The sequence below is a fragment of the Halohasta sp. A2 genome (assembly GCF_056175805.1).
Genome location: NZ_JAQFWV010000087.1, coordinates 1 through 12,379, shown reverse-complemented (window position 1 = coordinate 12,379; position 12,379 = coordinate 1). Strand labels below are relative to the sequence as shown.

The following is a 12,379-nucleotide window of genomic DNA, read 5'->3' as shown; positions in this document are numbered from 1 at the left end:
GTGTAATCTCGATTGGGGACTCTTTCATTCTAGCACCGAAACAGTCCCCTTCCTCTAACGTATCAACTGCTACTTCGTTGCGGTGAGTGTTGGCTTGGTTCTAAACGATCCTGAGACGCGACCCAAAGGTTACGCCAACCACTCTCGCTCCAACCTGCTCCTCGTGTCGGGCTTTGTACTCCTCGGAAAGCATCTCGTGAAGCCGTAGAATGGTCCCATCAGCGATCATCACGTCTCTAAACTGCTCGACATCAACACCAGCCGTGTCGGGAACAGCGACCTCGTCGAGAGCGGTCTCGACGAGATCGCTGAAGTACTCTGCGAGAGTCGGCGTCAACCGCTGATAGAAGCCACCTGGAGAGAGCGTCTTGTCGGCCGTTGAGTTGTAACAGAGGCGAAAATCAGCAAGTGTTCGGCCTTCACCTGCGGCGAAGCCGAACACGAGTGCTCAGACGAAAGCCGGAATCTGGAGCTTTCGATCACGCTCGACCACGCCGAGTTCCTCGGCGTGCTCTTCGAGAAACTCAGATGGAAAAGGCTAGTGAGGCGACGCATAAGACGTGTTGAGGAGGCGTGTTTGGACACACTGCTGCCTCCTCATTCCTCTCGAAAAGAAGCCTCGATAAGCTACCACTGTACCGCGGTTCTGGGCTTAACAGACGGATGGTGGTACGCCATTCTCGGCATTGAAACGCCCGAGGACCCGCCGGAGAAGCCAGAGAATCCTAAGCGGTGCGTCGGCATCGACGTGGGGATTCTCAAGTACGCGCACGACACGGACGGAACCGCCGTCGAATCTCTCGACCTGTTCGACGAGCGCGAACGGTTGGAACGCGTCCAACACACCCTCTCGCGGAAACAGCAGGGGTCAGAAAATTGGGAGAAACAGCGCCGAGTTGTGGCCGAACGCCACGCCGAATTAAAGCACAAGCGCCGTGACTTTCTTCACAAACTCTCGAACTACTAGGCCTGCGAATACGACCTCGTGGCAGTAGAAGATTTGGCCGCAAAGGGATTGATCAAGCTACCGAGCAACTCACGGAACCGCGCAGATGCAGCGTGGGGGACGTTCCTGCAGATGCTCGAATACAAGTGCGAACGCGAAGGAACGCACTTCGTCGCTGTGAATCCACGCGGAACGACGAATGAGTGCGCATCCTGCGGCGTTTCAAGCGAGAAGCCGTTGTGGATTCGAGAACACTCGTGTCCGGCGTGTGGATTCAAGACGGATAGAGACGCGAACGCGGCGTGGAACATTCTTTCTCGCGGAATCAGGAAGCGGTTAGGAGCGGGACGCTCCGAATCAACGCCTGCGGAGACTGCGCTTCCTGTGGATACCTCGGTATCTGCAAAGCGCGTCGTGGAAACAGGAAGCCCCACCCTCAAGGAACCCGCGTTAGCGGGTGAGTAGGGTGGGGTAGTTCACTGCTGCATCTGTCGGTATCCAACTGCACCAGCAACAACCAGCAGTATCAGCACCAATATGGCAACTATTCCAGTTGTGCCGGGACCATCAGACCCACTTTCATCATCGTCTGTGGATTCTTCCGATCCGTCCGTATCTTCCTCTGTAGATTCGGTTACCTCAGCGACCGCAAACAGGGAGAACGAATCAGTTTCGGCAGTCAGCGTTACCTCGTCGTCACTGGTTTCCTCAACCTCAGTGTCCAGTGTTTCCCAGCTGTTGTCGCGTTCGTGGGTGATGACTGTATCTTCGGGATCATCAACTCGATCTCGATCGACAGTCATCTCAACGGTCGCCTCCGACCCACGGACCTCATCCGAGTCTGGTTCCATATCAGCGACAGTTTTGACGCTCGCGGTGGTTTCAGTCTGTTCGTCCGTATTAGCGAGGCTTTCGACTTCTGCAGTATTTTCTGTTTCGTCCTCCGTTTCTTGCTCAACTTCGGATTCTGCTGCACTCACAGAATCGGAAACGGACTGCGGTGGATCCTGCCATTCTCTGGTGTCTAGGTTTCCACTGGCTGATTCATCGCTGAACGAGACCTCGCGAACTGATTCAGTGCCTTCTGGCTGTACGTTCACACCGGGGCGGTCTGGATCACTGTCGGAAATTTCTGTGCGAGTCTCTGTGTCGGGTTCGGTCTGTTCGAGGTCATTACGGGCATCCTCGACTGATGGACCTTCCTCTTCTTCCTCTTCTTCCTCTTCTTTCTCTTCTTTCTCTTCTCCCTCTTCTTCCTCTTCTTCCTCTTCTTCGCCTTCATTATCACCAGATGATGGTGAACTTTGGCCACCCGAAGATGTGTCATCATCTTCTTCATCTTCTTCCTCTTCTTCACTAATCTCAAATGTGCCTTCCGCAGTTGAGAACTCTTGGCTGTTGTCACCCGAGGCGATGTAGACGTATTGGTAGTCACCGTCCTCCCAATCATCTAATGTCTCCACGGTGATTTTTGAGTCATCCTCATCAATTTCCGCGGTTGCAGATGCGTTGAGGATCTCTTCGTCGTCTTCAATTTCAGGTTCACCTGCATCGGCACGGTCTGCGATCTGGCTACTGATATCGACGAGTTGGAACTCACCACTATCATTCCGTGCCTCAACTGTTCGACCGAGAACTGAGAAGTCATCTTCAACGTTTGAGACACCACTGACGTATCCGATATCCGATTCGATGCTTATATTAGACGTGTCTGTATCGTCGTCGAAGGAATCTGGTGCTGTGAACGTCACCTGGTTTTCCGAGAATGTATCCTCGTTGTAGACGGCCACCATATGGTTAGTATCTGAACCGTGGTCGAGATTGGCATCGACATCAAATTCGAGATCGTCGCTAGGTTCGGGATCACTTGGTTCGTCAACTTGTGCCTCAGCCTCAGTTTCCTGCACTGCGACTGCTTCAAGACCGACAATACTGATATCGCCATCAATTTCATCAAACTCATCACCGTCGGTCTTGATCCCTTCATCGTCAGTATCCGGGGTCTGGGAGACTACGACCGCATACTGACCGGACTCATCGAATGTATGGTCAAAATCGAACTCGCCATCATCACCAATATCGTCGACAGCGCTGGACGTGATGTTTTCGAAAGACGCGTTCGAATTAACGTCATCTTTCTTGAGCGCATCACGGAGTTCGCCGAGGCTGCTCGGAGCTTCGTCCTCGTCGACATCCGAGGCATCTTCTTCCAGACGAACCACATGAACCTGTGTCGAGTCTTCAGAGATTTCCAAGTCTTCAACATCGCTAGGGGAACGATCTTCAAAACTGAATTCTACATTATCATCTTTGGTGAACACTCCGACTTCATCTCGGTCATATCCAACGGTACCTATATCGTCATCTTTTAATATTATATTTGGAAGATCAATTACTGAGCTTGCATCGTCCGTGTTAGTAGCTTGCAAAGGGAACTCTGAGAATTCCCAGACATCAACTTTGTCTGTGAGTTCAAAAGTTTGACTAGAGTCTGGGCCTGTTCCTGCAACAATTGCCGTTGTAATAGGCGATGTTATCATCAACAAGATGAGGAATAATGGTAGTATCATTCCACGAAATTTGCCATTCATATTTGACCAATTGAAAACATACCATAATAGTGTTTTCGACCTATGAACATATTCTTTGAAGCAACTTCACGATTGGTCTAGGATTATATCGTGACCAATAGAACCTAATTAATCGATAGACAATGTCAGGTTGAATCCTTGCAGTCAGGAGGTTAATCAGATGAATTGTCGATGTGCAATGCAGAAAATGCCCTGGTTCACGAACGGAGCGTGCACGTTAGACATAATAAAGCCTACCTACTACTCAAATAGGATCGATATTGACCGCCCACTAATCTCGAGGTAAGAAGTGCAAGTTTGCCTTTTTAAAAATTTGAGCCAGGGACATCGGGTTTTTGAGATATACCGAAATCTGTAGCCAAATCTTCTTTTGATGTACCTTTTTACAGCTGTTAAATCGAGATGAGCCAATTTTCAAACTTTTCGTTATGCGCCTAAGTTGGCAATCGGTCGAGATCGTCCTCATTGCGATAAGGTTCATTTCACTCTTCCGTCTAATCATCAAACAGTAGATTATAAATACATTATACAATTTTTTGTGAGTATGGCAATAAACCATTGGTCGAACCGCATCCTACTCATTTTTGTTTGTTGTCTCTGTTTTACCACAGTTGGGACCGTAATGGGGTCTGAAGAATACGAACTTACTGCAGAAAATAAAGTTGAGACTCCCGAGGAAACAATAACTTTGGAAGATGAGAGTATAACCATTGATCATGTTGGGGTATTCGAAGAAGGTGAAACAATTGTTGCAGACGTAAAAGCTCCGAATGACTCCCACAATGTGGAACTTCGTAAATCCGAGGACAAGATAGAGGGTATTGAAGACGAACAAGATGACGGCACTGTAGAATTTACCTCGGGAGACTACGATCTTGAGCCTGGAACTTACATGCTACTGCTGAAAGACGAAAACTATGAACGCGGAGCTCCAGTCGTCGTTTCAGGGTATGATATTGATAGTGAAGCAACCGAAGATACCGATAATTCCGAACTTACAATCAGTGCAACGGTTACACCAACGGCGAGTTCGGGCCAACCGGAATCCGTCGAAGCAGTCGTCTGGAATGATGATACGGAAGAGCGAGTGACACTCGATGGGTCAGGTGACAGCTACGAAGAAACAGTCTCGATCTCGTCGTTTGATGACGAATCCTACGAGGTCTATGTTTCTGCGGTTGGTGACGAACAACTGTACAACGATGAAAACGAGATCCTTGGGCTCAGTGAGGCTACAGTAACCGAGGAGACCGAGTCGGATGATGACGAAGATGATAATGAGGATGATACCGATGATTCTGATGACTCAACTGATGATGAATCGGATGAAGACGATTCAGGAGATGACAATCCGGATGAAAATGTCACCGACGAGAATACCTCTGAGGAGAATGCCACTGATGATAATGTCACCGACGAAAATGCCACTGACGAAAATGCCACCGATGATGGTGACACAGACGAAGATGACTCAGTGATCGAGCCAAATAGTTCGGATGACAACCAGTCGTCCGAGAATGCGAATGATTCCGAGGATCTAACGGACGATGATACCCCACTGTCGCCGATCGTTTCAATCATCGCACTACTCTTTACCGCACTGTTCTTGAGTCGACGACACCAATAGCGTCGCCGTATTCCGGATCGTGTGCCACACTATACCTCTCAGTTGTCGTCTAGGCCGAAGCGCTTGTTAGTCTCTTCGTGGCTGGCCTTTCGACCAGCTTCAACGTCGGCAAGGCTCTGTAAGATACCTCCTGTGCACCCGGCGTCAGGATCGATTCTGTGGTGTCTGGCAATACCTCACGAATGTACTCCGATCGGTTGGTGTAACTTATTCCTCAGAAAGTTTATCAATCTCTTTGAGAAGCTGCTTCGGTATCTTAACATTGAGTTTCACCAACTCGCCGTCATTCTTGTTATCTTTTTGGTGTGCCAGTGCTCATGCATCGATGTACAGTAGTGGTATCAATTGAACTGCCGCTCGGTCGCCGCACGATTGACCTCCTCACGTGAGTTAGATCGCGATAACGTTGCCATGGGATATCAGGCTGAGCACGGCCCAAAAGTTACAATACACATACACATTTTAACTGGAATTAGGCGCTAAGTCCCCTTCCTCAAGGAGCAACTCGGGGAGCGAAGCGACCGAGTAGCGTTGACGAGAGCACTCTCGTCTGCACGTCAGAACGCAAAGCGTTCTGAGGACGCAGTAGGGAGGGGATACAGTGCCGCACGGCTCTCAAACACGTTCGACACTCGGCCCACAGGCCTACACAATCGCAACTCCTATTTACATAAGTTGTGTAAAATATACTATGGCAACGCGCAAGAACATCTCCATCCGAGACGATCAAGAGGAGTGGATTCAGGAGAATCACCTGAATCTCTCCTCGTTCGTCCAAGAGAAACTGGATGAACTAATCAAAGAACGAGAGTCATAGATGCAGTACAACTACAAGTATCGACTCGACCCATCAGAAGTACTCACCGAGACGCTTCACCATCATGTCGATACTTGTAGGCAACTGTACAACCACGTTCTCCACCTACTCAACGAGTCTGAAGACAGTCCAGCACGGTACGACGTGCAGGGGAGACTCCCCGACCTCAAAACGTGGTGGGACGACCTCAGAGACGTTCACTCAAAAGTTCTCCAGATGGTCGTCAAGCGCGTCTACGACAATCTCTCCACGCTCAAAGCACAGAAAGATAACGGACACGCCGTGGGGATGCTCAAATGGAAACCGCCTCGAGAGTATCGGTCTCTCACCTACAACCAGTCCGGCTTCAAACTCAAGAATACGAGTGGTCGGCCTGTCTTGTGGTTGAGCAAAATCGGTGAGATACCGATTCAGCTTCACCGCAACATCCCCGAGACCGCGAGTATCAAACAAGTCACGATCAAGCGAGAACCTACGTGCGAGTGGTATGCCACGTTCGGCATCGACGTGGACGAATCGACGCCCGAGAAACCTGAGAACCCCGAGCTGTGCATCGGTATCGACGTAGGTATCCTCAAGTACGCACACGACACTGATGGGTACGCCATCGAGAGTCCTGACTTCAGCAACGAGCAGGAACGACTCGAACGCGCACAATGTAATCTCTCTCGAAAACAACACGGGTCTGCGAATTGGGAGAAACAACGGCAAATCGTGGCCAAACGTCACGCCGACCTGAAGCGGAAGCGACGAGACTTCCTCCACAAGTTGTCGAACTACTATGCCACTAAGTACGACTTGGTAGCCGTTGAGAATTTGGACGCGAAGGGACTGGTCGAACTACCGGGTAACTCTCGGAATCGTGCGGGAGCGGCGTGGGGGACGTTCCTACGGATGCTCGAATACAAGTGCGAGCGCGAGGGGACGCACTTCGTCGCGGTTAACGCGAAAGATACGACGAAGGAATGCGCGTCCTGTGGTGTCAAGATAGACAAGCCGCTGTGGGTGAGCGAACACTCCTGTCCGTCGTGTGGGTTTGAGGCGGACAGGGACGCGAACGCAGCGTGGAACATCCTTTCTCGTGGTCTTGAAGATATAGGATTGGGATACTCCGAATCAACGCCTGTGAAGACTGCGCTCCCTGTGGATACGTCTGTATCTGCAAAGCGCGTCGTGGAAACAGGAAGCCCCACCCTCAAGGAGCGAACGGCGAAAGCCGTGAGCGAGTAGGGTGGGGTAGTTCACGCGTCTCTTGCTGGGTGTCAGCTTTGATTCGGGAGTCTTGTGGGATGGATAAAGAATCTCGTTGAAACAGGTCTTTGAGTGTGTAGAAAATATTTTACGTTCCCTATTACATTTCACTATCAGATGGCTCCTGCTATCGCACATTTCCTCATTGGTGCGTCCCTCCTGCTGGCTTTTTGCTTGCCATTCTGTTTGCGCGCTGGGCTCGACCGCGAATACGGACTATGGTTGATTCCGATCGGAGGCGTCTGGGGGATTACACCCGATCTCCACAATATCGCCCCTGTGTTCGCAACGAGGTTGTATGCGATCCACAACTCGCCGTGGGTCGATTTCTTCGGTCTTCATTATACGCTCGACCGACCCATTGTCCGCCAGCAATATCTCCCGAGCGTCTTCGGATCGATCCTCGTATTTTGTCTAGTCGTCGGATGTTTCTGGGTGAGTTTTTCACTCCTTGAGAGAGGTTATCGTTCGGATACTCGGCTTCCGTTGGGGGCCACTGCAGCCATTTCGACGCTGGCTGCAGCCGCATACGGGACTCTTGGGATGGCCGTTGTCGTTGGGTTGCAAAACAACTTCAGCTCGGTGGCACTGCTCGTCGGCAGTGACAATCCCATCGTCGGTGGGCTGCTGCTGGTTCCACTCGGCTTCGGATTGGGTGTATTTGTTGCAGTCGGATTCGAAGGGGTCGCAGGGTTGGTCGACTCGTTGATTCTAAGTAATCCATTGGCGACGACGCTGCTCGGCGGAGTGCTCGGATTTATATGTTGGATCGTCGGGGTCGTAGTTCTGCTACCCCTCTGGTTTGGGGTCCTCGGGGTGGCAGTGTCGGTGCCGTATGTTCATCTCTATAGTCTCGTGGTCTGTGGAGTCTTCGGGATTGTTTTCGGTGGGATGTACGGCATGGTGAGAGGTGTCGTCTACAGATAAACAAGGCGAGTGCCTCGGGGCTTGACCCCGAGGGTGAAGCCGACACTTAGACGTGTTCTGTACGTTCGATATACCGTTCAATCGTCTCGCTTGATACCTGTCCTGCCTTCCCGATGTAGTACGACCGTTCCCAGAATCCACCACCCCACAGATATTCTTCCAAGTACGGCTCGTGTCGTTCCCACATCTCCCGAGCCGTGATGCTCTTGACAGTCCGTGCAATCTCACTCGGCGCGTGTTTCGGGTGGGCAGAGAGGAACAGGTGTACGTGGTCGGGTGAGATGTGGAGCGACAGTATCTCGTAGCCGTACTCGTCGCACACGTTGCGGAAACTCGCTTCCAACGAATCCTCGATTGGTTCGAGAATCGCGTGGCGGTACTTCGGACACCACACGAAGTGGTAGTTGACGTTGTACACCGTGTGATTCGACCGCTTCTCACCCATATTGAACCCAATCCACCAACACAGTTAAGTATATCCTAAGGATATACACGAGTATGGTGAATCGCTTTGAAATCGACGGCGAGGAAGTTCTCGACGGTGAGGTCAAACCGTTCGGGAACAGCGCCCACGTCACCGTCCCTAAACGCTGGCGTGGGGCCGACGTGAAAGTCGTTCGAACCTCAGAACCCGCCGAACAAGACGAAGAATGACAGGCTCACAGGCTCTCGTCAAGACTCTGGACTTCCAACTCAACATCCAGAGTGACAACGAGAGCCTGTTGTACGATGCCACGCTCGAAGCGCGCTCGGTGTACAACGAAACCATCCGTCTCGCCAAAAGAGGTGCGGACTGGAATACGATTCCCGACCGCGTGGCAGACGACGCCAACCTTGTGAAGAACACGACTCAGCGCGTTGTCGCCAAGGCTCTCGGAGCGATGGAGAACTACTACGAGTACGACGACTTCGGACTCCCGGGCCACACCAAAGACGGTGCGTACCCGCTTCGTGCGAACTACGAAGAGGGGTACAACCTGTCACTCACCGACGATGGCGACGTGGCGTTCCGAATCAGCGCGAAACCGTACAACCACGTTAAAGGCGTCCTCGAAGGGAATGACGCTCACCTCGATATTCTCAAGACCGCACTCGAAAGCGACGAGTGGAAGATTGGGACGGCGGAGGCCCTGTTCCACAACGACAATCCTGAGTTGCACGTCAACGTCACCAACACCGAACAGTCCGTTCGAGACAAGCAGGACTCACGGACGGTCGTTGGTGTGGACGTGAACGAGGACAACGTTGCTTTGACCGCGCTCTCCGAGGATGGCGTCGAGGGGACGTTGGTTATTGACTTCCCCGAAATCAAGTTCGAGCGCCACCGCTACTTCACGATGCGGAAGCGCGTCCAGAACGCGGGGAAGGACATCATCCACGATACGCTCGAAGGGCGCGAAGAACGGTTTGTCCATGACCGACTCCACAAGGAGTCTCGGCACATCGTGGAGTGGAGCCAGCAGTTCGAGAAACCGTGCATCGTCTTTGAAGACCTCAAAGAGATGCGCGACAGTATCGACTACGGCACTCGGATGAACCGACGCTTGCACCACCTTCCGTTCCGCGCCCTACAGTTCTATACGTCGTACAAGGCTTCATTCGAGGGCATCCCGACAGCGTGGATTGACCCTACGTACACGAGCCAACGATGTCCGATGTGCGGACACACGGAGCTTGCGAATCGGAAAAAGAAGCGGTTCAAGTGCAAGGACTGTTCCCATCAAGACCACAGCGACCGTGGTGCAAGCATCAACATTGCCGTGAAAGGCGTGAAGAAACTCGATTGGAATGTGCCTGCTCTCAACAGCCTTCCCGTTGTTCGGAAGGTGCGACGGCAGGCATCGGGGGCCGTGGACGCCCCGACCGTGACCCAACCGACCGTTCGAGGCTATCAGGCTGATGGTCGGATGGGAGTGTCCGACTAACCCACGGGAAGCCTCGGGGCTTGACCCCGAGGCGGTTCACCACGTCAATCCTTCATAGATGATCCCGTCGCGGTGTTCGATACACCGACGACCATCCACCACAACCGGCGTCGACATTGAATCGAACTCCTCGCCGAGCGAGCTAAACTCCTCCCAGTCGGTGACGATGAGTGCGCCATCCGCACCGTCGAGCGCCTCGGCGGCTGTCTCGGTGTACTCGATTTCGGGGAACTGCTCGGCCATATGACCGGCTGCAACAGGATCGTAGGCGACGACATCGGCACCTCCTGGTTTTAGCGCTTCGATCACCGGAATCGCCCGCGAGTTGCGAATGTCGTCGGTGTTCGGTTTGAACGCGAGGCCAAGCACCGCGATTCGGGCACCATCGAGGTCGACGTGTTTCTGCAGAAGCACCAGCATCCGGTCTGGCTGTCGATCGTTGACTGTTACGGCAGCTTCGAGCATGGCTGGCTCATAGCCCTCCTCGCGAGCAGCGGCGATAATCGCGTTGACGTCTTTCGGGAAACACGACCCACCCCAACCGACACCGCTGCGGAGGAACTGCTCGGAGATACGGTCGTCGAGGCCGATAGCGTCGGCGACCTCGTAGGCATCGAGGCCGAACTCCTTGCAGATATTCCCGAGGTCGTTGATCAGACTGATTTTGGCGGCGAGAAACGCATTGTTGGCGTATTTGATCATCGCTGCGGTCTCGGGATCGGTGTCGACGATGGGCGTCTCGGGTTCAAGCAGCGGCTCGTAAACGGTTACGAGCTGGTCAGTCGCCCACTCGGAGTCCGTCCCAACGACGAGCTTATCCGGGTTCTGGAAGTCCGAGACGGCTGTGCCCTCCCTGAGAAACTCCGGGTTCATTGCAATCTCGATGGCTTCGTTATCATTGGATCCTCGTCTGATTGCGGGTTCGAGCACGTCTCGGATGCTCGGTGGGGTGACCGTACTTTTGATGACAACGAGATGTGGGTCATTCTTTTCAGCGAGTGCCTCACCGGTCGCTTCGGCCGCCGCTTCGAGGCCAGCCAGATCGATACTCCCGTCTTCGTTCGAAGGGGTTCCGATCGCTAAGAACGTGATATCCGACTCAGGGACTGCATCGTAGCTTGTCGAGGCGGTGAGTCGACCGCCAGCGTGTTCAGCGAGTAGTTCGTCGAGACCAGGTTCGGTGATCGGTACGTTGCCAGCGTTGAGCGTGTCGACGATCTCTTGGTCGATATCAATCGCCGTCACCATATGACCAATCTCAGCGAAACACGCTGCAATGGTTGTTCCGACATAGCCGCTGCCGATGACCGTAATATGCATTAGGTGATCTGTTTGGGGTTGTGAGTATGAGGGTTCTGGTATAACAGCGAACTGTTGGGTGTATAAAAAATTCTTTATGTATTGACTTGTTCGCTACGAGTATGCAAGCAGTTGTACTCGCTGCCGGGAAGGGAACCCGGCTGCGCCCGCTCACCGAGGACAAGCCAAAGGGAATGGTCGAAGTCGACGATAAACCGATTTTGACCCACTGTTTCGACCAGCTGGTGGAGTTGGGTGCTGACGAACTCGTCGTGGTCGTCGGCTATCTCAAAGAAGTGATTATCGACCACTACGGTGACGAGTACGAGGGGGTTCCAATAACGTATGCCCACCAGCGCGAACAGAAGGGGTTGGCCCACGCCCTGTTGACCGTCGAAGAATACATCGACGACGATTTCATGCTGATTCTCGGAGATAACATCTTCCAAGCTAACTTGGCAGATGTGGTTCGGAGACAGCGCGAAGACCGGGCGGATGCCGCGTTTTTGGTCGAGGAAGTCGACTGGAACGAGGCAAGTCGCTACGGGGTATGTGATACGAACAAGTACGGCGAAATCACCGATGTGGTCGAAAAACCTGAAGACCCGCCATCTAATCTGGTGATGACTGGCTTCTATACATTTACTCCGGAGATTTTCCATGCCTGTCATCTGGTCCAGCCATCGAACCGCAACGAGTACGAGATTAGCGAAGCGATCGATCTGTTGATTCGGTCTGGCCGGACGATTGATGCGATTGGCTTGGAGGGCTGGCGGCTAGATGTTGGGTATCCTGAGGATCGGGATGAAGCCGAGCGCCGAATACAGGAACAAGGTGATCGAACAGAAGCCCAGACAGCCAACTAACAATTTGGTCGCGTCTCAGGATCGTTTAGAACCAAGCCAACACTCACCGCAACGAAGTAGCAGTTGATACGTTAGAGGAAGGGGACTGTTTCGGTGCTAGAATGAAAGAGTCCCCAATCGAGATTACACT

At 52.5% G+C, this 12,379-nt stretch carries 10 protein-coding genes and 2 pseudogenes; 8 read left to right on the top strand and 4 right to left on the bottom strand.

What is annotated here, in order from left to right; genetic code table 11:
• Positions 1 to 139: 139 nt before the first annotated feature.
• A pseudogene (locus tag O2S87_RS16440) lies at positions 140 to 555 on the bottom strand (transposase); the annotation flags it as partial.
• A 106-nt stretch (positions 556 to 661) separates the two neighbouring features.
• Between O2S87_RS16440 and O2S87_RS16435 the strand changes: the two are divergent.
• A pseudogene (locus O2S87_RS16435) lies at positions 662 to 1,411 on the top strand (RNA-guided endonuclease InsQ/TnpB family protein); the annotation flags it as partial.
• Between the two features lie 11 nt (positions 1,412 to 1,422).
• Here O2S87_RS16435 and O2S87_RS16430 read toward each other — a convergent pair.
• The gene (locus O2S87_RS16430; protein ID WP_475409851.1) at positions 1,423 to 3,537 is read right to left on the bottom strand and encodes a hypothetical protein; all 2,115 of its coding nucleotides are present in this window, start codon (positions 3,535 to 3,537) and stop codon (positions 1,423 to 1,425) included.
• 544 nt (positions 3,538 to 4,081) lie between these two features.
• On the opposite strand from O2S87_RS16430, the gene O2S87_RS16425 reads away from it, so the two are divergent.
• From O2S87_RS16425 to O2S87_RS16410, 4 genes are all read left to right on the top strand, one after another.
• A complete protein-coding gene (locus O2S87_RS16425; protein ID WP_475409850.1) occupies positions 4,082 to 5,164 on the top strand; it encodes a hypothetical protein in 1,083 nt (360 codons plus the stop codon).
• 691 nt (positions 5,165 to 5,855) lie between these two features.
• Entirely contained in the window at positions 5,856 to 5,981 is a 126-nt protein-coding gene (locus tag O2S87_RS16420) for a hypothetical protein (RefSeq protein WP_475409849.1), read from the top strand.
• Positions 5,982 to 7,211, top strand: a complete 1,230-nt coding sequence (locus O2S87_RS16415; protein ID WP_475409848.1) for an RNA-guided endonuclease InsQ/TnpB family protein — start codon at positions 5,982 to 5,984, stop codon at positions 7,209 to 7,211.
• Between the two features lie 138 nt (positions 7,212 to 7,349).
• On the top strand, positions 7,350 to 8,159 hold the full coding sequence (locus O2S87_RS16410) for a hypothetical protein (protein WP_475409847.1): 810 nt from the start codon (positions 7,350 to 7,352) through the stop codon (positions 8,157 to 8,159).
• Positions 8,160 to 8,205: 46 nt separating this feature from the next.
• Here the strand turns inward: O2S87_RS16410 and tnpA are convergent, their stop codons facing one another.
• A complete protein-coding gene (gene tnpA / locus O2S87_RS16405) occupies positions 8,206 to 8,604 on the bottom strand; it encodes an IS200/IS605 family transposase (RefSeq protein ID WP_475409846.1) in 399 nt (132 codons plus the stop codon).
• Positions 8,605 to 8,657: 53 nt separating this feature from the next.
• Here tnpA and O2S87_RS16400 point away from each other — a divergent pair, with 53 nt between their 5' ends.
• Together O2S87_RS16400 and O2S87_RS16395 are read left to right on the top strand one after the other, a co-directional pair.
• Positions 8,658 to 8,813, top strand: coding sequence for a DUF2080 family transposase-associated protein (locus tag O2S87_RS16400; RefSeq protein WP_475409845.1), 156 nt, complete (start codon positions 8,658 to 8,660; stop codon positions 8,811 to 8,813).
• On the top strand, positions 8,810 to 10,084 hold the full coding sequence (locus tag O2S87_RS16395; protein WP_475409844.1) for an RNA-guided endonuclease TnpB family protein: 1,275 nt from the start codon (positions 8,810 to 8,812) through the stop codon (positions 10,082 to 10,084). The genes O2S87_RS16400 and O2S87_RS16395 overlap by 4 nt, the downstream gene beginning before the upstream one ends.
• 36 nt (positions 10,085 to 10,120) lie before the next feature.
• Here the strand turns inward: O2S87_RS16395 and aglM are convergent, their stop codons facing one another.
• Positions 10,121 to 11,404 carry a UDP-glucose 6-dehydrogenase AglM gene (gene aglM, locus O2S87_RS16390; protein ID WP_475409843.1) on the bottom strand — a complete coding sequence of 428 codons (1,284 nt, stop codon included), beginning with the start codon at positions 11,402 to 11,404 and terminating at the stop codon, positions 10,121 to 10,123.
• Between the two features lie 101 nt (positions 11,405 to 11,505).
• On the opposite strand from aglM, the gene aglF reads away from it, so the two are divergent.
• Positions 11,506 to 12,249, top strand: coding sequence for a UTP--glucose-1-phosphate uridylyltransferase AglF (gene aglF / locus O2S87_RS16385; protein ID WP_475409842.1), 744 nt, complete (start codon positions 11,506 to 11,508; stop codon positions 12,247 to 12,249).
• The last annotated feature ends 130 nt before the right edge of the window (positions 12,250 to 12,379 follow it).

What these genes read in the sequence shown, in the direction of transcription:
- O2S87_RS16430 (WP_475409851.1), bottom strand. Translation starts at nt 3,537, where the DNA reads ATGAATGGCAAATTTCGTGGAATGATACTACCATTATTCCTCATCTTG.
- O2S87_RS16425 (WP_475409850.1), top strand. Translation starts at nt 4,082, where the DNA reads ATGGCAATAAACCATTGGTCGAACCGCATCCTACTCATTTTTGTTTGT.
- O2S87_RS16420 (WP_475409849.1), top strand. Translation starts at nt 5,856, where the DNA reads ATGGCAACGCGCAAGAACATCTCCATCCGAGACGATCAAGAGGAGTGG.
- O2S87_RS16415 (WP_475409848.1), top strand. Translation starts at nt 5,982, where the DNA reads ATGCAGTACAACTACAAGTATCGACTCGACCCATCAGAAGTACTCACC.
- O2S87_RS16410 (WP_475409847.1), top strand. Translation starts at nt 7,350, where the DNA reads ATGGCTCCTGCTATCGCACATTTCCTCATTGGTGCGTCCCTCCTGCTG.
- tnpA (WP_475409846.1), bottom strand. Translation starts at nt 8,604, where the DNA reads ATGGGTGAGAAGCGGTCGAATCACACGGTGTACAACGTCAACTACCAC.
- O2S87_RS16400 (WP_475409845.1), top strand. Translation starts at nt 8,658, where the DNA reads ATGGTGAATCGCTTTGAAATCGACGGCGAGGAAGTTCTCGACGGTGAG.
- O2S87_RS16395 (WP_475409844.1), top strand. Translation starts at nt 8,810, where the DNA reads ATGACAGGCTCACAGGCTCTCGTCAAGACTCTGGACTTCCAACTCAAC.
- aglM (WP_475409843.1), bottom strand. Translation starts at nt 11,404, where the DNA reads ATGCATATTACGGTCATCGGCAGCGGCTATGTCGGAACAACCATTGCA.
- aglF (WP_475409842.1), top strand. Translation starts at nt 11,506, where the DNA reads ATGCAAGCAGTTGTACTCGCTGCCGGGAAGGGAACCCGGCTGCGCCCG.